This window comes from Bacillus sp. ISL-7 (genome assembly GCF_018613065.1).
The window spans coordinates 1-23,886 of the sequence record NZ_JAGGQW010000087.1 but is presented as its reverse complement, the minus strand read 5'-3'; the positions used below and the strand labels follow the sequence as shown (position 1 = coordinate 23,886).

The window sequence follows — 23,886 nt, the reverse complement described above, 5'->3', positions numbered from 1 at the left end:
ATTTATTTTAACAAACGATGCCCGGTAAGGTTGCTACTAAATAATTAACAGTATACCATTTTTCAGCTAATATAATTGTATAATTTTCTTTCTTAAAAACAAATTAGTTTACATAATATATTTATAGTAAACTATTTTGCCTACACAAGACACAATAAAAAGCGATGAGAGAAAAATCTCAACGCTTATCATTCTGTTTGCTGATTATTATTTTACTGGCTGCATCAATGTCGCTTCATACTCCAATAATGCTTCATCAAGCATTTGAAGCCCTTCATCAATTTGTTCCTTTGTAACGATTAACGGAGGAATCATTCGAATGACTTCCCCATGATTTCCGCATAAATAGAATAAAACACCTTTTTCAAGGGCGAGGTCAAGAATTTTTAACAATCCTTCACCATTCGGTCCACCTGTCACTGGGTCAATGATTTCAATCCCAATCATTAAGCCAACCGCACGGATGCTGCCAATAACAGGGTGACGTTCTTTAATTCGTTCAAGCTGCCCAACGGCATAGCCTCCCATGTTTCGAGTGTTTTCAAGTAGGTTTTCCTCTTTCATTACCTCCAAGGTAGCTAGTGCAACGGAACATGCAATTGGATTTCCGCCAAACGTTGTCCCATGACTTCCGAGTGGCCATTGTTTCATTAATTCACTGGAAGAGACCGTCGCGCTAAGGGGAAGACCATTTGCTATTCCTTTGGCGATTGCCATAATATCTGGGGTTACATCAAAGGTTTGCGCTGCGAACCATTGACCTGTGCGGCCAAATCCCGTTTGAACTTCATCAAAAATGAGTAAAATATTATGTCGATCACAAATTTCTCGAACCTTTTTTAACCAGCCCTTCGGTGGAACAATATAACCGCCTTCACCAAGAACAGGCTCTAAGATCACACAAGCTACTTCTTCAGGTGTTACTTGATGACTAAATAAAGAGGCGAAATCTTTTTCTAATTTTTCGATAACATATGCTTCAGGGTCTAGACCTTCTGGGCATTCTTTTACATTTGCATAAGGAACCTGATAGGTAAGACCGGATGGCTGCATGAATTTTCGATATTTGCTTTTAGATGTAGTCACACTTAATGCGCCTAACGAACGACCATGGAAACAACCTGTAAAGGAAATGACATAAGGTCGTTTCGTCACATATTTTGCTAGTTTAAGAGCGCCTTCGATTGCTTCCGTTCCACTATTGGCAAAGAAAAAGCAATCAAGGTCCCCAGGTAAAATTTCAGCAAGTTCATCGGCTAAACGTAAAATCGACTCATACATAATCACGCCTGAAGGACCATGCATCAATCCATCTGCTGCATCTTTAATGGCTTGCACCACCTTTGGATGACGATGCCCAACATTTGTTACGGCTATCCCGGATGTAAAATCAAGATACTTCTTTCCATCCACTCCAAAGTAATAGCAGCCTTCCTCTTTAACAACTGGTAGATTTGGATGGTCCTTCGCCATGCTAGGTGCAAGTCGATTTGGCATATTTTTCACAAAGTGATCCCATTTGTTCTCCATACTTTGACCTCCATATTCGTAATCCTTTTCTCTCGAAATTACGGGTTTCTTCTATTATTATCAGTTTAGTGACGTGAGTTATTTAATCGCTTTTAAACTTTCATCTCGAATCAGCGACAATAATTCTTCTTTGTATTCGGCAAACTCGAGTGTAGCTTTTACACTAAAATCTCTAGGTCTCTCTAGTGTTATAGGGATCTTTTTCTTTAAACGACCTGGTCTTGCAGTCATCACATAAACGGAATCTGCTAAAAAGATCGATTCATCGACATCATGCGTAATAAATAAAATCGTCTTTTTGGACTCTTCCCATGCTTTCAAGAGCACTTCTTGCATAATATTTCTAGTTTGGGCATCCAATGCTCCAAATGGCTCATCCATTAATAATATTTTCGGGTCGTTTGCCAGCGCCCGTGCAATCGCAACACGTTGTTTCATCCCACCTGATAATTGAATCGGGAAATGCGATTCAAACCCTTCTAAGCCGATTAATTGCAAGTAGTGTCTTGCAATATCGTCTCTTTCTTTTTGAGAAACACCCTTTAGCTTTAGTCCAAAGGTAATATTCTCTTTGACAGATAACCATGGAAATAAAGTGTACGATTGAAACACCATTCCTCGATCAGGTCCAGGTCCATTGATTTCCTGCCCATCAAGAAGAACTTTTCCTGACGTTGCATCTTCTAAACCTGCGACAATCCGCAAAACAGTTGATTTACCACAACCTGAAGGTCCTAAAATCGTGACAAATTCCCCTTCTTCTATCGAAAATGTGGTTTTTTCTAATGCGGTCGTTTCCCCGCTTTTGGTTTTAAAGACTTTTCCTACCTCTTTGATTTCTAACTTTGGTGTTCCTGTTATCGAAACAATCGATTCTCTCCGTTTGGGTTCCGCTATTTTTTCGACCTCTTTAACTTTTAAACTAGGTGTAACCATCTAAAAACCATCCTTTCTCATCCAAGAAAACGAAGCCTTGTATATAGCTTTAAAGAGAATATCTGTAATCAGCCCCAGTAAACCAATAATTAGAATGCCCACGATGATTTTATCTGGCTGAAGAAAACGTGATGCCTGCATGATCATATATCCTAAACCACTAGATGCACCGACAATTTCTGCGACCACTAAATATGTCCACGCCCATCCGAATGTAATCCGAAGTGTATCAACAATACCTGGTAATGAAGCAGGCAGAATTACCTTTGTGAACACCTGTACCTTCTTTGCGCCTAATGTGTAGGAAACATCGACTAAATCATTTTGAACATTTTTGGTTACGTCCATTATCATTAGTGTCAGCTGGAAAAACGTTCCTAAGAAAATGACACTCATTTTTTCGGTCTCTCCAAGTCCAATCCAAAGAATAAGTAAGGGAATGAATGCCGATGCTGGCATATAGCGAATGAATCCGATGATCGGTTCAAATGCTCCTTCCATAATCCGCAGCGATCCCATTAAGATCCCTAGAGGTATACCAATAATGGCAGCAGCTAGAAATCCGAAAAGAACCCTTGTAAAACTGATACCAATATCAGAAAGAATCTCACCATTTATAAACATATCGACGGCTGTTGCTAATACAGCAGAGGGAGTTGGTAAAAATAAAGGATTAACAAACTGGCCGTAACTAAGTACAGACCAAATCAATAGAAAAATAATAAATGTTAAGAAGCCAGCCGAAGTATAAAACATTTTTGGAATTTCTTTATTAGGAGTAAACAATTTTGCTATCATTTTTTCTCACCTATTTTCTTATGCGTTTTATTTTGAAAAAAAGCCTAACTGATGAGGGGTAAAAAACAACTCATGAGTCAGGCTGATCAAAGTGAATCCAAAAATAATTTAGCAAGTAAATTTCTTACTTTTGGAAAGTTGGATTGATGACATCTTCTGCTTTTGGCTCTGTTTTAAGTAGTTTTTGATCCTTGTAAAACGAAATCGCATTTTCTGTTGATTGATAAATGGAGCCTTTTGCACTTTCCGTGCCAAATAATTTTACGTTATCCTCTTTTGAAAAGAATTTCAAACCAGTTACCGTTCCTTCAAATTCTTTTAGGTCAATTTTTAAGCCTTTCGCCATAATTTCGTTGGCTTCTTTCTCATGTTCTTTCCAGTAAGTCATTGCTTCGCCCATAGCTTTTACAAAAGCTTCCACATCTTTCGGACGATTTTTGATGACATCTTCTTTAAAGCTGACGGTATCAACAATAATTCCTGATAGATCTTTGGTTGTTAACAATACCTTTCCGTTTGCTTGTGCTCCTTTTGATAACCAAGGCTCCCAGGTTACGGCTGCATCCACTTTACCAGCTGCAAAAGCTGCACCAGCGTCGCCTGCAGACATTTGGACAACTTGCACATCTTTTTCAGTTAATCCGCCTTGTTTTAAGGCTTGTAGTGCTAGCATATGGCTTGTTGAACCAACTTCAAATGCTACTTGTTTCCCTTTTAAATCTTTCACACTATTAATTCCTTTTTTTACAAGGATGCCATCTCCGCCGTATGAATCATCCAATAACCAAACAACTTGAACTGGGATTTCAGAGGCTGCTAATGAAACTTGCACATCCAGTGCTGTTGCCATCCCGTCAATTTTCCCGCTTGCTAACGCTTGTTTACGTTCACCTAATCCTTCAACTATGGAAAGATCCACATCAATACCATTCTTTTTGAAAAAGCCCTTTTCCTTTGCTAAAAATAATGGGCCATATCCTGTCCATGTCGGCAATGTCACTCTCAAAGGTTCAGACGACTTCCCATTTTCTGCAGTACTTGCCGCGTCCTTTTTTCCACATGCCGCTAACGCGAATAACAACATCAACGAGCAAACAACTAATAACCATTTTTTCATCCTAAATTCCCCCTTGATTGATTAAAAAAATTATCTCTCTTTCGTTTAGCTAGCTTCATAGAATCAAGTTTTTTCAACCATGTTGCTCTTTTTTAAATGGACAGCCTACGAATAAAGAACCATTACTGTGCAGCAACACCAGTAGTTAACATCCCATTTCCTATTTCATCTGCTCGGCGGACAGCTTCAATCACCATTTCTGGTGTTACTTCAAATGGCATATTTGCCATATCTTCAATGGTAACTGTAATTTCACCAAGCCTTCTCCACTGACTATCTGTTAAGTTAGTGATCCCCATTTGCTTTAAGGTAAAAGGAAGTCCTACTTCCTGGTAATAACTTATTAACGTTTTCAACTCATCATCGCTGGTATTCTCCATACACAATTGTGCAAGAATACCAAAGGCAACAATTTCACCATGATAGGTGTGGTGCACTTCAGGGAAAATCGTTAATCCGGAATAGATGGCATGCGCTCCAGCTGTCCGGCAATCATCCCCGCCGTACCCACTTACACTGCCACTGACTAAAATAACGGTATCTATCACATTTTCGAATTCTTTAGTCACTGTTTGTTCTCTTACAGCATTGACAGACTCTTTCCCTATTTGAAGCAACGTTTGGTACACCTGACCTGCTATCGCAATGGCCGTCTGATTTAAGGTGGTTGGTGTTGCTTTTTTCACAGAGGATTTCGTTTCGAAATATTTAGCCAATGTATCGCCAATACCGGCTATTAAAAAACGAACGGGCGCCTTCATGATAATTTCCGAATCTACCAAGACTAAATCAGGAGCTTTTGATTTCCGTTCAATCCCGATAAATTCACCTTTATCGCTGTAAAGAATGGTAATCGGTGTGGCAGCGGCACAGGTTGCGGCGATTGTTGGGATGGCAACTAAAGGTTTGTTAAGCCGGTAAGCAACGGCTTTCACTGTATCAATTGCTTTCCCTCCACCTGCCACGATGAGGACATCGATCTTTTCATCTCTTAAGTCGGCTACTAATCTATCGATATTCGATTCGGAAGATTCTCCCCCATACCAAAAGGAATGCTTCAATAAAATCCCATTCTTAGACAAACTCTTTCGTAATGAACCTTCTACAATTTCTTTACTTGTATGACCTCCAATAAGGGCTGCAGAGTTTCCGAAGTTTTTTATGTATGGTCCTGCTTCTTCTAATAACCCCTTATTTCTAATATATTGAGCTGGTCCTACTGTTACGTTCATAATCCACCCCTTTTCCACTAAAGTTATTTAAAAATGAATAATATTCCTTAAATATAAATACTTGTTAATTTTATGTCAATATATTTTCCTAATATTCTATTATCAAATGAATATACAAAAATTGAAATAAAAATACACCTACAATGTTATTTGAGAATATTTACGTTTATTATTTCTGTATAAATATAAGCAATAAGGTACCGCTTTCCCTTCGTATCGCCCTCCTTATAAGGAATAGCCTTGCTAAGAAATCTCCCTTGGTTGGTCCACTCAATACTAAAATATAGTGCAAGTTTCGTGCCACTCTTTATTCTATTTGGTATTTTCTGAGTTTTCTAAATACAGATGGTTGACTGATTCCTAATGCTTTAGCCATGTTAATCGTTGTTTTGTATTGTTTTCTAGCTTTTATTAGCACTTGCTTTTCAACGCTTTCAAGAATTTCATTCAAGGAGCGATTGGTTTCTTCAACTGACGTCACATCAGGAAAAGGCTTTCGAAATTGATTAGGTAAATTTTCAATTTCAATCAGCTGTTTAGGTGAGGTGACTACCAGTCTTTCAATTAAATTGATTAATTCCCGCACATTTCCCTTCCACTCTTGTGTTAACAACAGATGGATAACACCCTCATCAAGGTTGCGCTCCCGGCCGTACTTTTTTGAAAAAAACGCTAAAAAGTGTTCAATCAACGGAATAATATCAGTTGACCGCTTCCTTAATGGCGGAATGGTGATGGGTACCACATTTAAGCGAAAATAGAGGTCATGTCTAAAGGTTTTTTCTTCAACTGCATTCTCTAAGTTTTTATTTGTCGCGGCTAGGATACGGAAATCCACGGTTCGAAGCCTCGTTCCACCGACACGATAAAATTGCTTTTCCTGAATAAATTTGAGGATTTTCACTTGATCTGCTAATGACAACTCACCAATTTCATCTAAAAATAATGTCCCACCTTCAGCAAGTTCCGCTAACCCTACCTTCCCTTTTGAATTTGCACCTGTGAATGCACCCGATTCATAACCAAAAAACTCTGCCTCAAAAAGGGATTCGGGTATGGCCCCACAGTTCACCTCGATAAAAGGTCCGTTCTTTCTCGAACTCTTCTTGTGAATAAATTTAGCAATATGTGATTTTCCCACTCCTGTTTCCCCCAGCAGTAACACATTAACATCGATTTCAGCTACCTGTAATGCGAGTTGGAGGACTTTTTTCATTTCTATACTGGTTGCTATCATCCCATCTGAATCAAACTGAAGATTTCTCAGCAATTCAAGCTCACTTTTTACTCGTTCCATTTCGTCTTCGATGTCAATTAAGTATTTTTTCATGTTAAGTAACTCTGTTACATCATGTGAATAACTGACAATTCGGACGAGCGTTTTGTTAGCATCGAATACAGGAATCCCCGTAACAAGTAACTTATCGCCATTATTGGTTGTTTGGACAAGGGTAATTTTCTTTTTTTCTTTAATGACCAACGGCGTCAAAATCGGTGTAAAAACCCCTTCTTTTTCAAGTTCATAAACGGATCGGCCGATCATTTCATTTGTCTTCATATTATAAATACCTTCGGTTGCTTCACTCACCTTCAAAATAATGCCATCTGTATCAGTCACTAAAATATCGTCTTGCAATGAATGAAGAATGGCTTCATTTTCATTCCAAACTTTTATTTCATCATTCACAAATAACCCTCCCTTCTCGAATTCCAATCAATTAAAAATTATTCATTTATGAATAATAAACCAGTAAAATTTCTTGATAGTTCAGTTATATCAGATGATTGACAATTTTTATACTTTTTTGAATAAATTATTTAAAATTGTATAATGCAAACAAGTATCACACAATCTTTTACCTTGGATGTCCATTACCGAAAACAGTATGTTTATCTTTATGATAAAATATCATTATTACAAACAATGAAAATGTGATTAATGGGGAGATGGGGAATTTTGAAAAAACAAATCGCTTTATCTTGGAGTGGCGGAAAGGATTGTTGCATGGCCTTGGATACTCTAATTTCGCAGGGATTTGAGGTTGTTTGCTTAGTTACAACTGTTCCCAAAGAACTTGGGCGAACATTTGGCCATGGAGAGCGAACAGAAATGATAAAACTACAAGGTGAAGCTTTAAACCTAACTGTTCATTTTATCGAATGTACATACGAAAACTATACAAGTCAATTTGTCGAAGAAGTGCTTTCCTTAAAAAATCAATATAATGTAACGGGAATAGCTTACGGGGATCTATATTTAGATGAACACAGGGAATGGGGAGAAAAAGTCGCTATCGCTGCAGATGTCGATGCCCTGTATCCACTATGGATGAAAAAGGAAGCTTCTTTACAATCATTGGATAGGTTTGTCCATTCTGGTTATGAAGCAATCGTGATCCGCGTACGGGAAGATGTATTAGATGACACGTGGCTTGGTAGAATCATAGATGAATCGTTCCTACAGGATGTTCAACAGACTACTATTTGTCCGATGGGAGAATCCGGTGAATATCATACCTTTGTATATGATGGACCATTATTTTCAAAGAGGATTCAATTGGAACATGGAGAATTAATCCAACTGGAAACCACAAAGAAACTAGAATTTAGGAGTTATCGACTTATTGAAAGTGGTGCCCGACATTGTTGAAAAAGCTGGTACCATAGAGAACAGAGAAAGAGCAAGGGAAATGTCCTTTATTAGTGGTATGAAGGACAAAACTCTCCTCAGGAGCAAGAGATTTGTCTTTCATAAGCCGTATGATGGACAAAAGGCGCCACAGGAACCAGAGATTTGTCCTTCATAAGATTACTAATGAAGCTTTTAAGCGTCTGAACTCAACTAGAAGAAGGTCATGGACACGGTTTACCATTCGTTTTAACCAAGTTTTAGATTTATTCGCAAAAAAATAGCTTTTCCTTAGATAAAACTCCATAAGGATATCGTATGTCCATAAGAACAACAAGCCTAAAATAAAAAAGGAGAAAATCAGCCTTAAACTGATTCTCTCCCTTTATTCGACGTATGAATGCTGTGATCTTTTAGAACCCCTATCCGATTCACTTGAAAACAATCTTTTCGATTTGATTATTGCTCGCTATATTTTTTAAAATTATCTAAAATGGCCTGCCATCCTGCTTGTTGCATCTCAATTGAATTGGTGGTTTCTGCATCAAAAGTTTCGATTACCTGGGTTTCATTTCCATGACCTTTAAAAGTAATATCAACTTTTCTTCCATCCCCCATGGTATAAGAAATAGCCTCATTTAATTTCACTTCATCATAAATCCCACCAAAATCAAAGCCAAAACTGCCATCTTTTGCTTCCATTCTTGTGAGAAATTTACCGCCAACCGTTAAATCATTTTCAGCAATTGGCGTGTGCCAGTCATCTGAAGCATTGTTCCATTTCGTTATATGATTCGGCTCTGTCCAATATTCCCACACTTTTTCTACGGGTGCATGAACTGTTGCTTTTACCGTTATTTTCTCATTATTACCTGTTGTCATTTTATTTACCGCCTCTCATAATACACTTAGTTATTAAGTTGAATTCCTTTGGCGTACATACTTCATGGTGACACATACCTGATAATATATTATCAGCTATTCACCATGTCCGCAATAAACAGTTTTGGAATATAAATACAGCTTATATTCTCCATATCTAAAGCTAGGGGTTTTACGCTGCTTTTTGATAAAATAAAAACAGCCAAGATGTGTTCGCCCATCCTGGCTGCACCCTACAAAATCCAATAGTGCTACAAAGCCCGGGAAAGAGTAGTGCCTGACAACATTAATTTCCGCCAGTCACTCTTGGACTGCTTTCAAATCCGCCTTTCTTATGTGATCCATCACAAAACGGCTTTTTGTTGGAAAGTCCACAACGGCAAAGATAAACTTTTGCCTTCTTCGGATATTCATTTCCTTCTGCATCCATGATTTGAAAATCCCCACTTACAGCTAGTGGACCATTATCGTTAATCTTAATTTGATTATCCATATTCCACATCCCCCTAGGTTTATAAATATATATTCACGATGCTTTCCAATAGTCCTAGTTTTTGATTGAAAAAAATGGATTTAACCATTTTTAAAAATCTCACATAAATAGCCCAATCTAATGATTGGACAGAAAAAAATCCCTATTAAAGGGATTTACTAGAAAACAATGGTTTTATTTTGATGAACGATAATACGGTCTTCAATATGCCATTTTACCGCTCGAGCCAATACGCTTCTTTCAATTCTACGGCCAATTTTCTTAAGACTGTCCACATTGTCATGATGATCGACCCGACTGATATCCTGTTCGATAATAGGTCCCTCATCCAGGTCATTGGTCACATAATGAGAAGTAGCACCGATTAATTTTACACCGCGGTCAAAAGCTCGTTCATAGGGTCTTGCACCCACAAAGGCTGGTAAAAAGGAGTGGTGAATATTAATAATTTTGTTGGGATTTTCTTCGACAAATTTCGGTGACAAGATTTGCATATATCGGGCCAATACCACAAAATCAATGTCATACTCTTTTAGTAGCTTAAGTTGCGTTGCTTCGGCTTGTCCACGAATATCTTTATTGGCTGGAACGTAATAAAACGGGATGTTTAGTCCTTCGACAACCTCTCTTGCTGTTTCATGATTACTGATAACAAGGGCTATGTCAGCCATTAGGTCTCCACTTTGCCATTCCCACAAAAGCTCGAGCAAACAATGAAGTTCTTTTGATACAAAGATTGCCGCTTTTTTCACATGATAAACATGCGTAAAACTCCATTCCATCGAAAACTCCTTAACGATTTCAGCAAACTGAGTCTCCATGTCCTTTGCTTTATTCTTTAGTCCCGGGCATTCAAATTCAATCCGAATGAAAAAGGTGCCACCCTCTGGATTGGTGGAATACTGACTGGATTCAATAATATTTGCATTATAGGAAAACAAAAACTTTGATATCGCCGCAACTATGCCAGGTTGATCTGGGCAGCTAACTAAAAGGCATCCACGATTCTGATTTTTTTCTTGAAACACTTCAATTTGTTCTTTTATATATGAGTTCATGGTAATTCCTCTCTATCATTGTTGAAAATATTATACATTAGATGGAGTTAATAGTTAATCATTATTTTGAAAATTGCTAACTGCGCAACACTAGCATAGTTTACTAAAAAATTTTGTTATAACTAAGGAATAATAACTTCTTTTTGGTACATATTATAGATAGGACTTGTAGCTCAATGAATAGAGCAACTTGCAGCCCTTACACAAAGGTTGCAATGTGTTTTGTGGGTTTAAATCCCACCAAGTCCTATATAAACTACCTCCCAAATTCATATTTTTTCATAAAAATAATTCCCCCACTAGGCTAGCTCCTCTCCTTATGGTATTTTTTCAGATTAGAAGTTGACAATAAATGTTCTTGGAATCATTTTTGGAGTTTTTATCAAATTATTGTATCCAATAGGCCTCATTGGATTCATTTTCTTCACTTTTTATTAGATTTTTGTAGCCAATAAGCCTCATTGGATTCATCTTTTCCACTTTTTATCAGATTTTTGCAGCCAATAGGCCTCGTTGGATTCATTTTCTCCACTTTTTATTAGATTTTGTAGCCAATAAGCCTCATTGGATTCATCTTTTCCACTTTTTATCAGATTTTTGCAGCCAATAGGCCTCGTTGGATTCATTTTCTCCACTTTTTATCAGATTTTCGTAGCCAACGAACCAATTATTACCATTTTATCTCCATAAAAAAATCAACAATAACATTTAATATATAATAAAAACCTGAGTCCATATCAATATCGGACTCAGCAACTAATGGCGTTTTGTTACCTTCAACTTGATCGTACACTTCAGATTTTATTGTTAAAGTTAGCAGATAGGGAGCCGACTTCTGTTGTCGCTGCAGCTCCTATTCTATTTGCAAATTGAAGGTACTCTTTTATTTGAGATAGTTTAACCGGCATACCTTTTTCGTGAAAACAATACAATAGCGCTGACATAAATGCATCACCTGCACCGGTTGTATCAATGGCATTTACCGCTGGAGCAGGAACGAAAACTTTGTTCCCATTTATCACAGCACAGGCGCCTTTGCTCCCCATCGTTATAAACAGATAGGGAATCTTCCATTTAGATATTTTTTCTAATCCATCCTCTATTGAATTTGTTTCTGTTAAAAAGTTCAACTCATCTTCCGCCAGCTTCACTAGATGTGCATATTTAAGGAAAGAAGAAACTGTTTGACGACAATGCTGCTCATTTACCCAGCGCTTTAGACGAAGATTAGCGTCAAAAGCAATCATATTGCTGAAATCTTTGGCATATTTTAGCGCAGCTTCTGTTGTCTTTTTTGCTTTTTCATGAAAGAGAGTTCCTGATCCAAAATAAAAGATCTTCGCCTGTTCAAAAACTCCACTTCTTAATTCGTCTTCAGTTAATACTTCATCTGGAGTGTCGTTGACGTAAATGTGGAAATACCGCTCACCGCTTGCATTAATATGAACATAGACACCGCAAATCTTTTTACTCGGTGAGTGGACAGAAAATGACGTATTGATATTTTCTTTCCTAAATTCTTGTTCTACAAATTGACTAATTTCATCGGTTCCAAGTTTACATAAATAATATGCTTGGATACCGAGTCGCCTTGTACCGACGGCCACGTTAACAGTAGCGCCGCCTAATAGTTGTTTATATTCGGTATTGGTTCGGTCAATTGAAATAAAATCTACAAATGCTTCTCCTATTGAAATGACTCCTTGTTGATCCAAGATGATCCTCCTTCAAACATTATCTATGATGATTATATGAAAAAACCTCCTCAAATGCATGTTGAGGAGGTTCTATCTGAATTTATTATACAAGTTTATGCGCGTACCACTTTTTCCCTTTGAATCGCCATCCAAAGATGATTCCACGTGCACCCCATTCTACAATCATCGCTACCCATACACCGATAATCCCAAAACCTAAGGTAATACCTAAAATATAACCGAGGACTACCCGTAATAACCACATCGACAGCAAAGAAGCAATCGAAGTAAAGTTCGAATCGCCAGCTGCTCGTAGGGCTGATGGCATAATAAAACTTGGTGACCACAAGATTGGCTGGGCAATGGCAGATATCAGGATAAGTGTAAATATGATTGGAACAATTTCATCAGGTGGGTTGAACAATTTTATCAATAACGGAAACAATGGCAATAATATAAGATCTGCAACAACAAAGAAGATGGAGGAAAGTCCAATCAAAGAATAAATGAATTTCCTAGCGTCCTCTATATTCCTTCGTCCAACACACTGCCCAACAATCGTAACAATTGCAATGCCGAGTGCATTTGGTCCGATTTGATATAACAAAGCAATGGCATTACCGATAGCATATACCGTCATTGAAAGGGTGCCTAATTGAACAATAAACGTTTGCGTTAACAGTTTTCCACCATTGAAAAATATCTGTTCTGCAGCAAACGGAAGACCAATAAACATCACTTTCTTGAGAATAGACATATCTATTCGGAAAGCGCTTTTTATCCGAAAACGGATCGTCTCATTATATTTTAAGACATAAATTAATGAAGCAACCATTCCCAAAACTCGTGCTAGAATAGTTGAAATCACGAGTCCTTCCACACCCATTTTAAAAATCGTAATAAGCATAACATTTAGAATCGTATTCATTAAATTCATGGTTAATGATAAATTTAAGCAAGGTTTTGTCTCTCCGACACCTCTTAAGGCCCCCGTCACCGCTTGAAAGATCGCGATTAACGGATATGAAAGACAGCTGCCGATGAGATAAATTCTTGCGTTTTGAAACACGTCTGCATCCGCTTTACCAAATAACATGTTTAGGATCGGTGTATGAAAAATAATTACAAGAGCGCTGATTAGGACTGAAAATATGGTACAGGCAGATATCGCTTGGGTCGCTGTTTTAGACACCATCGCTGAGTTACCGCTGCCTTTATATTGGGCCACAATAACGGTACCACCTGTTGCCACAGCAATAAATACATTGGCCAAGAAAATATTCAATGAATCTACCATACTCACCGCGCTGACTGCAGCTACTCCTGCAGAACTGATCATCGCTGTATTTAATAAACTCATTAAGATTAAAAAGGCCTGGTCTACAAAAAGGGGCAAGATGATTGCAAATATTTTCTTGTAATCTATCGATTCGCCAGTAAAATACTTATCTAATATAGATACCGTTCTATGCCTAATATTCAGTTCTAATTTATTCATTACACGACACTTCTTTAATGGATTTTTGGAAATTCAACGACAATATTTGTAAAATGAACTTAGATTATTATACCACGAATTGGAAGAGAGTATAGTGTTTTAATGTGACTTTCGCCAAGTGCTGTCAGAATCGCAAATTAGCCTTTTTTCTATTATCGCTGCATTCGAAGTTCGATCCGGCGAATTTTTCCTGAATCTGTTTTAGGGAGTGCCTCGATATATTCAATCACTCGTGGATATTTATATGGCGCCGTTAATTTTTTTACAAATCCCTGCAGTTCCTTGGTTAGCTCCACTGTACCGGAAATCCCTTCTTTTACAACAACAAATGCTTTGACAATGTTTCCTCTGATCGGGTCCGGTAAAGCGACTACCGCGCACTCTTTCACCGATTTATGTTTCATTAAAGCATCTTCCACTTCAAAAGGACCAATCGTATAGCCAGAGCTGATGATTACATCATCTTTTCTTCCTTGGAACCAATAATAGTTATCCTCGTCTTTAAATGCCCGGTCACCCGTTAAAAAGTATTGATTATTATAGGAAGCCGCCGTTGTCTCGGGATTTTTATAATACTGTTTAAATAATGCTGGGAAATCGCTTCTAATCGCAATCGTCCCAACTTCCTTTACAGGAGCAGGTTGGCCATTTTCATCAACCACTTCAATAAATTCTGATAACAGCGGCTGCCCCATTGAGCCTAATTTTTTCTCGTCTACATTTAAATTGGCAATCAGTAACGTACTTTCCGTCTGACCGTACCCATCCCGAATCAGGATGTTAAATTGATTTTTAAACACATCGATGACTTCACGATTAAGTGCCTCTCCTGCGGAAACAGCAGTATGTAAAGGCGATAGATCGAAGTTTGAAAGGTCATCTAATTTAGCCATCATCCGATATTCAGTAGGTGTGCAGCATAAAACATTTACTTTGTTATTTTGAAGAAGCCGTAAATATTTATGAGGCTTGAACCTGCCATGATAGATAAAACCTGTTGCCCCTGAACCCAATATCGATAAAAATGGACTCCAGACCCATTTTTGCCACCCTGGGGAAGCTGTAGCCCAAACAAGATCCTCTTCACTAATATTCAGCCATTTTGAAGCGGCAATTCTTAAATGAGCATATCCCCAGCCATGGCTATGGACAACCCCTTTTGGCTGCCCGGTTGTCCCAGATGTATAAGCTAAAAAAGCATAATCCTCACTCAGTGTTTCTACATCGATAAAGGTTTCTGATTCCTCTTCGATTAACGCTTCTAACGAGAGCCAATTGGGTACTTCTTGACCGAACGCGATTTTAAATCGTAAAAACGGTGTTTCCTCGTTAATATTTTCAAATTCTTTTACCAAATCAAAATATGAAATGACGGCTTTAGCTTCAGAATGATTTAAGCGATAAACTAAATCCTTTGCCCGAAGCAATTCTGAAGTAGGACTAATGACAAGCCCTGCCTTTAAACATGCTAAGTAGATGACATAAGATTCAATGAGACGAGTGGTCATTACGACAACCCGATCACCTTTCTCTAATCCTAATTTAGTTAACCCATTGGCAAGTTTATTTGCTTTCGTGATTAACTGAGCATAAGAGATCGTTTTTGTTTCCCCAAGTTCATTTTCCCATCTCAAGGCAATTTTATCTGAGGCATGCTTTGAGATTTCACTTGCTAAATTAAAGTGTTCTGGTGCGATAAATGATTTCAATTCCACTTTAATCAAACTCCAATCTTGATAGTATTAGTGGGTTCCCTATGGAACTCTGCCTGTAAGAAATACCCAAAGATATTAGTATCTGGTATTAAAACAAGCTATTAAAATAATATTCACTCTTACAATAATATCATTTTAAAAATCATTGTAAATTATTTAGATTTATAACTCCTGCCCAATACCAGGGTTTATTATCTGGTCATAAACTTTTTCTAGATTCTCTAACAAATAAAAAAGCCAACAAAATATATAGTTGGCTTCAAACAATAAACTTATTCAAATAACGGACTTACTGCTTTTTCATTATGAATCCGATCGATTGCCTCTACAAGCAATGGAGCAACAGATATCGTTTTGATTTTGCTAATGACTTTATCTTCAGGTAACTGAATTGTATTCGTCACCACTAATTCCTTAATTGGTGATGCTTCAATTTTTTCAATCGCCTTGTCTGTAAAAACAGGATGAGTACATCCTGCATAGATCGCTTTAGCCCCATTTTCTGCTAGTGCCTTAGCTGCTAACGCAATAGTTTCTCCTGTATCAATTAAATCGTCAATAATAATCACATTTTTTCCTTCTACATTACCAACTACATTAGTGGTTTCGACACTATTTTCTTCAAATCTTCTTTTATCGATCAGAGCAATTGGAGCATGTAATAGGTTGGCCACTTTCCTCGCTCTGCCGATACTGCCGTTATGAGGCGCCACAATAACAATATCTTCCAATCCCTTTTCCTGAAAATACTGTCCAAGGATTGGAACACCATATAGATGTTCAACAGGGATATCAAAGAAACCTTGAATTTGTGATGTGTGGAGGTCCATTGTAAGAATTCTAGTTGCTCCAGTAGTTTCTAAAAGGTTAGCGACTAGTTTTGCCGTAATTGGCTCGCGCGAACGTGCCTTTCTGTCCTGCCGTCCATACCCATAGTATGGAATGACAACATTGATTACTCCAACTGATGCTCTTTTTAAGGCATCAATCATAATGAGGAGTTCCAAAATATTATCATTAACAGGGTAGGAAGTAGATTGAACGATATATACTTCACTGCCTCGAACACTTTCTTCTATATGGATTTGAATCTCTCCATCACTAAAATGAGATACTGAACTTTTGCCTAACTCACAGCCCAATAGCTCTGCCATCTCTGCTGCTAGCTTTTGATTTGAATTCAATGAAAAAAGTTTAAATCTTTTGTTTTGTTGGTATGTCACCTTAGATCCTCCACACTATTTCAATTTCTGTAGTTAATTTTTTAATCCTCACTTATTTTACTATATTCAACGCTACAATGGTAGGAATTCTAAATATCCATACTCTTTTTTCAACGAGTTTTAGAAGCATGGTTTGTCCCAAACTATTTGAAAGATAGTAAACGTGTGGCACCTGTAACTAAATCATGGATAATTTTACTAGCGAATACTTCGTTTTGTAATAGTCTTGTTGCCTGACCTGCCCATAATGACATATATTCGGGATTATTTTGCAAAGCTGCTTCTCTACGAATATCATTTGTCAGGGTATTTTGGGTTGGGAAATCAGCTGGAGAGATATTGGCGTCATGGTACGTTTGAATAAAAGCATTGTTGATTCCCCTCGCTGGACGGCCGGAAAATACTTTCGTGATAACCGTACTTTCTTCTGTACTGTTGATTAGTGATTGTTTATATACAGGATGTGCTCCCGACTCAAGGGTCGTTAAGAAAGCGGTCTCCATTTGCACCCCCTGCGCACCTAAAGCTAAGGAGGCAACTAGGCCGCGACTATCCATAATTCCCCCTGCAGCAACAACCGGCACCGTAACAGCATCCACGATCTGAGGAACAAGTGAAAAGGTTCCGATTGCTGCACCATGGGTGTTTTTTTCAATTTCAAAAGTTCCTCGATGACCACCAGCGTCACTCCCTTGGGCAATAATGATATCTACCCCACTATCCTCAGCAAGTTTCGCTTCACGAACGGTTGTTACCATGGTAGTAATGATGATGTTATGTTGCTTTGCGACTGTCATTTTATCTTTGGGAAGGACACCGAATGCAGTTGAAATGACAGGTACGTTTTCATCGATTAATACTTCAAACTGTTCCTCAAAAAAGTTGTTCGTTACGACTTGTTGTTCAGTGAATTCGATCCCTAATTTCCCTCTAATGTCATTAAGTACCTTCTGTGACTCTTCGACTCCTTCATATTGATCTTTCAAATTTGTACAAAACAAGTTCACGGCAAATGGCTTTGTTGTCCGATCCTTAATTTCCCTGATAGCTTTTCTTATTTCCTCCGGTTTCATATAGGCCGCACCCAAAGTCCCTAACCCACCAGCGTTAGATACACTAGCAACAAGATCCACGGTTGTAGGACCTCCAGCCATTCCAGCTTGGATAATTGGATAGGCAATATCCAGTAGGTCACATAGTTTTGTGTTTAAATGCATAGAAATCTTCCTTTCTCCTAACAATCCATTTTATTGTTCGTTATGTATGAAGGGATAGTATTCTTTCGGCCCAATCCCAATAACGTTTTCCTCTACTACTATATAAACACAATTAGTGCAAAAGTGTCAGAAACTTTTTATTAGCGCCTTCTTTGAGCCCGCTTTTCGTGTTTGCATAAACAAGTTGTCAAGCAACTGCATACATTAATATCGAACAACCATAAATAGACAGGAGGTGAAATCAGATGGGTCATAACCATTGTTCCTGTGGCATTTTTGGGATTTTTCTTGGATTTTTAACAGGTGTTATTTGGTTATTGTTTGTAGAATTGGGCTGGGTGACTATCTTGCTTGGAGTAATCGGCCTAACCGGATTATTTGTTACCGTTCTAAACTTCCTTATCGCTTTAATTGGCTTCCTTGCATTCCTTATCTTCGGATTATGCCTATTTAAGAAGGCATGGCATCACTGTAAGTGAAATAGCATTCAGGATTAATCTAGCTTGGAATAATAAATTTTGTGCAAGAAACCAATACTGGATGACAGTCTCTTATTAGAGGCTGTTCTTTTCATTATTTTTATAAAATAAAAAAAGCGGGCAACTAGGGCTTTTATCAGTCCTGTTGTCCCGCTTCTTAAATTAGAATTTTGTATGATAGTTATCGATTTCCCATGAGTGAACTGCTGTACGGTAGCTATCCCATTCTGATTTCTTCAATGAGACATACTCGCTGTATACATGCTCTCCTAGTGTTTTAGCAGCAATCTCACCTGATTCTAATGCTTTGATTGACTCTGCTAAGCTACCAGGCAGGTTATCAATACCCCGGAAGGCTCTTTCCTCTTCCGTCATATGGAAGATATCCTCATTAATTGGAGCTGGCGCTTCTAATCCTTGTTCAATTCCATCTAAACCTGCTGCAGCAATAACAGCAAACGTTAAGTAAGGGTTTGCGGATGGATCTGGACAGCGTAATTCCACACGTGTCGCCAAACCTTTCTTGGCTGGAATACGAATTAGTGCTGAACGGTTAGAAGCAGACCAAGCGATATAACAAGGTGCTTCATAGCCTGGCACTAAACGCTTGTAAGAGTTTACTAGCGGGTTTGTTACAGCCGTAAAGCTCTTCACGTTTTCTAGCACACCAGCAATAAATTGGTAGGCTTTTTCCGACAATTGTAACTCATCTGAAGGATCGAAGAAGGCATTTTCGCTTCCTTCAAAGAAAGACATGTTGACATGCATTCCAGAACCGTTGATTCCAAATACTGGTTTCGGCATAAATGTAGCGTGCAAACCGAATTTCTTCGCAACCGTCTTGACGACCCATTTATACGTAGTTGATAGGTCAGCTGCCGTTAATACATCAGCATACTTAAAGTTAATTTCATGTTGTCCTTCTGCAACTTCGTGGTGAGATGCTTCAATCGTAAAGCCCATTGCTTTTAAGGCACGGTAAATTTCTAAACGAACGCGCTCGCCAAGATCATGTGGAGATGGCTCGAAATAGCCTGCTTTATCACTAAGTTCTTGCGTTGCATACCCATTTTCATCCGTTTTAAAAAGGAAAAACTCTAACTCAGGACCAACTGAAATGGTGTAACCATGATCGGCAGCACGATCCACAGTTTTCTTCAGCACATTTCTTGTATCTCCTTCAAACAGTGTACCGTCTGGGTTCTTAACAGAACATAAGAAACGTGCTTCCGCATACCCCTCTTCAACTGTCCAAGGAAGAACCGCAAAAGTAGTTAAATCTGGTTGCAGATAAAGGTCCGATTTATTAATTGGTGAAAAACCTTTAATCGAAGAACCATCAAACATCATTTTACCCTCTACGACATCTTCTAGTTGTTCAACTGTTACCGTAACGTGCTTTAAGATCCCTTCTATATCGACAAATTGCAAGTGTAATAGTTCAACACTTTTTTCGTTAATCGTTTCTTTAATTTGTTCAAAAGTTGTTGCAACTGCAGGTGCGTTTGAAATGAATGTTTTTGTCATGTTATATTACCTCGCAATTTCATGTTATATTTTGTTACATCAATAAATAGATTATATTTTAAAAAACGTAGTTTGACAATCTTTTTTAGTAAATTTTTTGAATATTTATGCTGTTTTTTTAGTAAGCGTTTTCATATTTTAGGCATTAGAAGATAGTTTTTTCCATCTGCATGGGTCTTCTGATTTATAAATATACAAAAATATGTATAATAAGCATTTCAAAAAAGGTGTCTAACACGAGCTATTAGAGTATGTAATAGGTTGACCATTTTCCTTGGATAAGAAATATGTCATATAATAAAGCAAAAACCCTCTATCCGCTGAAAGAGGGTTTTTACTTTATTATGATGCCTTTTGGATATCTATGTTTTTTCCTTCTTTACGCATCTTATTAAATTCAGCAGTCGCTGTGAATAGTACGTCTGTGGATGAGTTCAGTGCCGTTTCAAAAGAGTCTTGTAAAACTCCGATGATAAAGCCCACCCCAACTACTTGCATAGCCACATCAGCTGGAATTCCAAATAAGCTGCATGCCAGAGGAATAAGCAATAAGGAACCACCAGCAACCCCTGAAGCACCGCAAGCACATACAGCTGAGAGTACGCTGAGGATGATTGCTGTAGGTATATCCACTTGAATTCCTAATGTATGAACCGCTGCAAGTGTCAAAACAGAAATCGTAACTGCTGCACCAGCCATATTGACGGTGGCGCCTAGTGGAATTGATACAGAATAGGTATCCTTATCTAATCCTAGTTTTTCACATAATCTCATATTGACTGGAATGTTCGCAGCCGAGCTGCGTGTAAAGAATGCTGTAATACCACTTTCCCTTATGCACTTAAAAACAAGCGGGTATGGGTTCTGACGAATGGCAACAAACACAATGATTGGATTAACAACTAGTGCCACAAAGATCATGCAGCCAATCAAAACTAAAAGTAATTTTCCATAACTTAGTAAAGATTCAATTCCATTTGTAGTAATAGACTCAATAACTAGACCCATGATTCCAAATGGTGCAAGCTTAATGACCCATGTAACTACTTTGGATACGGCATCTGAAAAATTAGAAATCATTGTTTTTGTCGTATCCGGGGCATTCTTTAAAGCCACACCAAGGACTATAGCCCAAGCTAGAATACCGATATAGTTCGCATTAAAAATAGCCTTCACTGGGTTATCCACAACGTTCATCAGTAATGCTTTGAGTACCTCTACCACACCACCAGGAGCCGCCAACTCCTCAGCACCCTTTGCAAGTGTTAAGCTTACAGGAAAAATAAAGCTTACAATAACCGCAGTAAATCCTGCTAAAAACGTCCCTAAAAGATAAAGAACAATAACAGTTTTCATATTTGTTTTATGACCACTCTTATGTTGAGCTATGGCTGCCATAACCAAGAAAAGTACCAGCACTGGTGCTATTGCTTTTAATGCACCTACAAATAAAGAACCTAAAATTACAACGGGTTTTGCTACTTCTGGGATCGTAACCGCCAGGATAATACCAATAATCAAACCTACAATTATTTGTTTTACCAGACTCATATGATTCCACTTATTCAATAGTTTTTTCAAGATATATTCCCCCACTTGTTTAAGATAATATTGCAACATTCATTGTCTATTTAGATGTGCATGTTCACTCTCCACTTACTCAACTGAATTATTATCCAACAAATAGTATTATAAAGAATATTTAGACATATTACAATAGTATTATTTTTTGTTAAATGTAGTAAATAATACAAATAAGCCACTGCTCTAAAATATGAGTGCCTCTGATGATCCAGCGTAAATAAAAAGAGTAATAGTAATAATTCAAAGCTGTGATTTTTCACTAAATATCCTGCCACACTTCTTTTCTTGAGATTAAGATTTTTTCACCTCATTCACATTGTTTGTTATTTGACTATATTAACTTATTAATTTCTATGAATCAAGTAATTTTTTAAGGTAAAACACGAACGTTAATAAAAAAACGTTAAATAACGTTCGAGTTTTATTAAATATATATTCCGTTGAATATTGAACTAAAGATTATAAATTACACACGAAAAGAGAATTCAGTGTAGAATGACTATTATGAAGTGGAGGTCGTAAAATGAAAAAAGTGATTATTTATTCCCAAGAGACGTGCCCACCTTGTCATGCGGAAAAGCTATGGTTAAAAGAAAATGGGATTGAGTTTGAAGAAAAAGATATTCGTAAAAACGAGCAATATCTGCAAGAACTTATTGAACTAGGTGCTTCTGCTACACCAGTAACTGTTATCAAAGACCAAGATAATGAAGAGTTCATCCTAGGATTTGATCAAGCTAAATTCGCTGAATTATTTGGGGTTTAATGTCTGTAATAAGTTAAAGCTATATAACAAAAAAATGGCATGCGTCAATTCGCATGCCATTTCGTGAGTCAATTTGTATTCGTGAACCTCAAAACGGTAACCTTTAACTAACACGAGCAAGTGCTTTTTGAGAAATATATTTCCTTTCCAAGGAACCTCTCAGTTATAAAGAAATATAGATTTCATTCTCCTACTATCTTCGCGTTCTTCAGCATCTCCTCTGTTAATTTGATTCCTTCCTCCTTAGCTCCTTTTTTGTTGATAAACAGCTCAAGGTTTTCCGGGAAGCCAACTGGAATTTCGTTAGGTTTCTTTCCTTTAAGAATTTCCACAGCCATTTTTCCGGTAGAGTATCCTAGATCGTGATAGTCAAATCCATAAGATGAGAAGGTTCCACGTTTTACAGAATCGCCTTCACCGACAAAGGTTGGGATATTTTGGGCGTTGGCTACAGTTATAACCGATTCTAGGGCGGAAACAACGGTGTTGTCCTTTGGAATGTATAATACGTCCGCACGCCCTACCATTGACTCGGCTGCTTGTTTTACTTCGGAACTAGCAGTTATGGTTGTTTCAACCGCCTCCAGCCCTGCTGCCTCTAATGCGGTTTTCGCGTGTTTAACATTTACAACAGAGTTGGGTTCACCATTGTTATGTATGATGCCTACCTTCTTGGCATCGGGGAAAAATGTTTTAATTGCAGCAATCGTATTCTTTATCGCATCTGGGTGCGTATCAGATGTGCCTGTCGCATTCCCGCCTGGCTTTTCCAGACTTTTGACAAGTTCGGCCCCGAGTGGATCAGTAATGGCGGTTAACAATATTGGAATATCCTTCGTAAATCATTATCCTATCCGCCCTATTATTGAACATTTTGTGAAATATTTCACAAAAAATAAATCCCTAAAATTAAACTGACCGGACATGAAGTGACCCCGAAAAGTTAGACAGGTAATTTAATTAAGCAGCTACTAGGGTTTGAGTACGGTATTGCACCGGACTCAAACCTTTTAATTTTGTCTTAATTCGTTTTTTATTGTAATAATCGATATAAATTGCTAATTCTTGTTTAAATTGTTCAACATCTTCAAACTCTTGTGTATATAAAAATTCTGATTTTAAGATACCAAAAAAGTTCTCCATTACTGCGTTATCGTAACAGTTTCCTTTACGCGACATACTCTGCGTGATGTTAAGTTGTTTTAGTGCATGTTGGTACTGGGGCATTCTGTAATGCCACCCTTGATCCGAGTGAATAAGCAACTTGCCCTTATCAGTTAGTCGTTCAACTGCCTGGTCCAGCATGTTTTTAACAAGTGAATATCTTGGTCTTGAATCAATCGTAAAGGTAATGATTTCACCGTTAAATAAATCTAATATAGGAGATAGATAGAGTTTCTCACCAAATAATTTAAACTCTGTAATATCGGTAACCCACTTCTCATTTGGATTTTCTGCTTCGAAATTACGATCCAAAATATTCGGTGCGGTTTTACCAACTTCCC

At 37.8% G+C, this 23,886-nt stretch carries 21 protein-coding genes and 1 tRNA gene; 4 read left to right on the top strand and 18 right to left on the bottom strand.

The annotated features are described in order from the left end of the window. Positions 1-207: 207 nt before the first annotated feature. The 6 genes from J7E66_RS28980 to J7E66_RS28955 form a co-directional block, all read right to left on the bottom strand. Positions 208-1,530, bottom strand: coding sequence for an aspartate aminotransferase family protein (locus J7E66_RS28980; protein WP_215006802.1), 1,323 nt, complete (start codon positions 1,528-1,530; stop codon positions 208-210). Between the two features lie 78 nt (positions 1,531-1,608). Continuing rightward, positions 1,609-2,466, bottom strand: coding sequence for an ABC transporter ATP-binding protein (locus J7E66_RS28975; protein ID WP_215006799.1), 858 nt, complete (start codon positions 2,464-2,466; stop codon positions 1,609-1,611). Then, entirely contained in the window at positions 2,467-3,264 is a 798-nt protein-coding gene (locus tag J7E66_RS28970; protein ID WP_098934136.1) for an ABC transporter permease, read from the bottom strand. It lies immediately after the preceding gene. A gap of 124 nt (positions 3,265-3,388) precedes the next feature. After that, complete coding sequence (locus J7E66_RS28965; RefSeq protein ID WP_168244304.1) at positions 3,389-4,381, bottom strand: ABC transporter substrate-binding protein; 993 nt, start codon at positions 4,379-4,381, stop codon at positions 3,389-3,391. 122 nt (positions 4,382-4,503) lie between these two features. After that, entirely contained in the window at positions 4,504-5,613 is a 1,110-nt protein-coding gene (locus J7E66_RS28960) for an iron-containing alcohol dehydrogenase family protein (RefSeq protein WP_215006775.1), read from the bottom strand. A 307-nt stretch (positions 5,614-5,920) separates the two neighbouring features. Then, positions 5,921-7,300 carry a sigma-54 interaction domain-containing protein gene (locus J7E66_RS28955; RefSeq protein WP_308162623.1) on the bottom strand — a complete coding sequence of 460 codons (1,380 nt, stop codon included), beginning with the start codon at positions 7,298-7,300 and terminating at the stop codon, positions 5,921-5,923. A gap of 270 nt (positions 7,301-7,570) precedes the next feature. On the opposite strand from J7E66_RS28955, the gene J7E66_RS28950 reads away from it, so the two are divergent. Continuing rightward, positions 7,571-8,263 carry a Dph6-related ATP pyrophosphatase gene (locus J7E66_RS28950; RefSeq protein WP_215006772.1) on the top strand — a complete coding sequence of 231 codons (693 nt, stop codon included), beginning with the start codon at positions 7,571-7,573 and terminating at the stop codon, positions 8,261-8,263. Between the two features lie 438 nt (positions 8,264-8,701). Here the strand turns inward: J7E66_RS28950 and J7E66_RS28945 are convergent, their stop codons facing one another. From J7E66_RS28945 to purU, 3 genes are all read right to left on the bottom strand, one after another. Next, entirely contained in the window at positions 8,702-9,124 is a 423-nt protein-coding gene (locus J7E66_RS28945) for an SRPBCC family protein (RefSeq protein ID WP_215006768.1), read from the bottom strand. A 286-nt stretch (positions 9,125-9,410) separates the two neighbouring features. Continuing rightward, entirely contained in the window at positions 9,411-9,617 is a 207-nt protein-coding gene (locus J7E66_RS28940) for a CDGSH iron-sulfur domain-containing protein (RefSeq protein WP_215006765.1), read from the bottom strand. Positions 9,618-9,775: 158 nt separating this feature from the next. Beyond that, entirely contained in the window at positions 9,776-10,675 is a 900-nt protein-coding gene (gene purU, locus J7E66_RS28935; protein WP_215006762.1) for a formyltetrahydrofolate deformylase, read from the bottom strand. Positions 10,676-10,837: 162 nt separating this feature from the next. Here purU and J7E66_RS28930 point away from each other — a divergent pair. Then, positions 10,838-10,924, top strand: a tRNA-OTHER gene (locus J7E66_RS28930). Between the two features lie 545 nt (positions 10,925-11,469). Here the strand turns inward: J7E66_RS28930 and J7E66_RS28925 are convergent. The 5 genes from J7E66_RS28925 to J7E66_RS28905 form a co-directional block, all read right to left on the bottom strand. Then, positions 11,470-12,390: a carbohydrate kinase family protein gene (locus J7E66_RS28925; RefSeq protein ID WP_215006759.1), complete on the bottom strand. Its 921-nt coding sequence runs from the start codon at positions 12,388-12,390 to the stop codon at positions 11,470-11,472. A gap of 85 nt (positions 12,391-12,475) precedes the next feature. Then, on the bottom strand, positions 12,476-13,870 hold the full coding sequence (locus J7E66_RS28920) for an MATE family efflux transporter (RefSeq protein WP_215006756.1): 1,395 nt from the start codon (positions 13,868-13,870) through the stop codon (positions 12,476-12,478). A gap of 152 nt (positions 13,871-14,022) precedes the next feature. Beyond that, a complete protein-coding gene (locus J7E66_RS28915) occupies positions 14,023-15,585 on the bottom strand; it encodes an acetate--CoA ligase (RefSeq protein WP_215006752.1) in 1,563 nt (520 codons plus the stop codon). A gap of 272 nt (positions 15,586-15,857) precedes the next feature. Continuing rightward, positions 15,858-16,808: a ribose-phosphate diphosphokinase gene (locus J7E66_RS28910; RefSeq protein WP_215006749.1), complete on the bottom strand. Its 951-nt coding sequence runs from the start codon at positions 16,806-16,808 to the stop codon at positions 15,858-15,860. Positions 16,809-16,951: 143 nt separating this feature from the next. Next, positions 16,952-18,025 (bottom strand): NAD(P)H-dependent flavin oxidoreductase, encoded by a 1,074-nt coding sequence (locus tag J7E66_RS28905; RefSeq protein ID WP_215006746.1) that lies wholly within the window; start codon positions 18,023-18,025, stop codon positions 16,952-16,954. Between the two features lie 245 nt (positions 18,026-18,270). Here J7E66_RS28905 and J7E66_RS28900 point away from each other — a divergent pair, with 245 nt between their 5' ends. Beyond that, positions 18,271-18,504: an ABC transporter gene (locus J7E66_RS28900; protein WP_215006743.1), complete on the top strand. Its 234-nt coding sequence runs from the start codon at positions 18,271-18,273 to the stop codon at positions 18,502-18,504. Between the two features lie 162 nt (positions 18,505-18,666). Here the strand turns inward: J7E66_RS28900 and glnA are convergent, their stop codons facing one another. Together glnA and sstT are read right to left on the bottom strand one after the other, a co-directional pair. Then, the gene (glnA, locus tag J7E66_RS28895; protein WP_215006740.1) at positions 18,667-20,031 is read right to left on the bottom strand and encodes a type I glutamate--ammonia ligase; all 1,365 of its coding nucleotides are present in this window, start codon (positions 20,029-20,031) and stop codon (positions 18,667-18,669) included. 342 nt (positions 20,032-20,373) lie between these two features. Beyond that, a complete protein-coding gene (gene sstT, locus J7E66_RS28890) occupies positions 20,374-21,651 on the bottom strand; it encodes a serine/threonine transporter SstT (protein WP_374103898.1) in 1,278 nt (425 codons plus the stop codon). Between the two features lie 487 nt (positions 21,652-22,138). On the opposite strand from sstT, the gene J7E66_RS28885 reads away from it, so the two are divergent. Beyond that, positions 22,139-22,381, top strand: coding sequence for a glutaredoxin family protein (locus J7E66_RS28885; protein WP_215006734.1), 243 nt, complete (start codon positions 22,139-22,141; stop codon positions 22,379-22,381). Between the two features lie 182 nt (positions 22,382-22,563). Here the strand turns inward: J7E66_RS28885 and J7E66_RS28880 are convergent, their stop codons facing one another. Together J7E66_RS28880 and J7E66_RS28875 are read right to left on the bottom strand one after the other, a co-directional pair. Continuing rightward, positions 22,564-23,211: an ABC transporter substrate-binding protein gene (locus J7E66_RS28880; protein ID WP_308162624.1), complete on the bottom strand. Its 648-nt coding sequence runs from the start codon at positions 23,209-23,211 to the stop codon at positions 22,564-22,566. 130 nt (positions 23,212-23,341) lie between these two features. Then, positions 23,342-23,886: IS3 family transposase (locus J7E66_RS28875; protein ID WP_215006731.1), on the bottom strand; the 545-nt coding region annotated here is incomplete at its 5' end.

Excerpts from the sequence above, each read along its gene's own strand:
- J7E66_RS28970 (WP_098934136.1), bottom strand. The coding sequence starts at position 3,264 with ATGATAGCAAAATTGTTTACTCCTAATAAAGAAATTCCAAAAATGTTT.
- J7E66_RS28920 (WP_215006756.1), bottom strand. The coding sequence starts at position 13,870 with ATGAATAAATTAGAACTGAATATTAGGCATAGAACGGTATCTATATTA.
- J7E66_RS28975 (WP_215006799.1), bottom strand. The coding sequence starts at position 2,466 with ATGGTTACACCTAGTTTAAAAGTTAAAGAGGTCGAAAAAATAGCGGAA.
- J7E66_RS28980 (WP_215006802.1), bottom strand. The coding sequence starts at position 1,530 with ATGGAGAACAAATGGGATCACTTTGTGAAAAATATGCCAAATCGACTT.
- J7E66_RS28885 (WP_215006734.1), top strand. The coding sequence starts at position 22,139 with ATGAAAAAAGTGATTATTTATTCCCAAGAGACGTGCCCACCTTGTCAT.
- J7E66_RS28960 (WP_215006775.1), bottom strand. The coding sequence starts at position 5,613 with ATGAACGTAACAGTAGGACCAGCTCAATATATTAGAAATAAGGGGTTA.
- J7E66_RS28940 (WP_215006765.1), bottom strand. The coding sequence starts at position 9,617 with ATGGATAATCAAATTAAGATTAACGATAATGGTCCACTAGCTGTAAGT.
- J7E66_RS28900 (WP_215006743.1), top strand. The coding sequence starts at position 18,271 with ATGGGTCATAACCATTGTTCCTGTGGCATTTTTGGGATTTTTCTTGGA.
- sstT (WP_374103898.1), bottom strand. The coding sequence starts at position 21,651 with ATGTTGCAATATTATCTTAAACAAGTGGGGGAATATATCTTGAAAAAA.
- J7E66_RS28945 (WP_215006768.1), bottom strand. The coding sequence starts at position 9,124 with ATGACAACAGGTAATAATGAGAAAATAACGGTAAAAGCAACAGTTCAT.
- J7E66_RS28965 (WP_168244304.1), bottom strand. The coding sequence starts at position 4,381 with ATGAAAAAATGGTTATTAGTTGTTTGCTCGTTGATGTTGTTATTCGCG.
- glnA (WP_215006740.1), bottom strand. The coding sequence starts at position 20,031 with ATGACAAAAACATTCATTTCAAACGCACCTGCAGTTGCAACAACTTTT.
- purU (WP_215006762.1), bottom strand. The coding sequence starts at position 10,675 with ATGAACTCATATATAAAAGAACAAATTGAAGTGTTTCAAGAAAAAAAT.
- J7E66_RS28905 (WP_215006746.1), bottom strand. The coding sequence starts at position 18,025 with ATGCATTTAAACACAAAACTATGTGACCTACTGGATATTGCCTATCCA.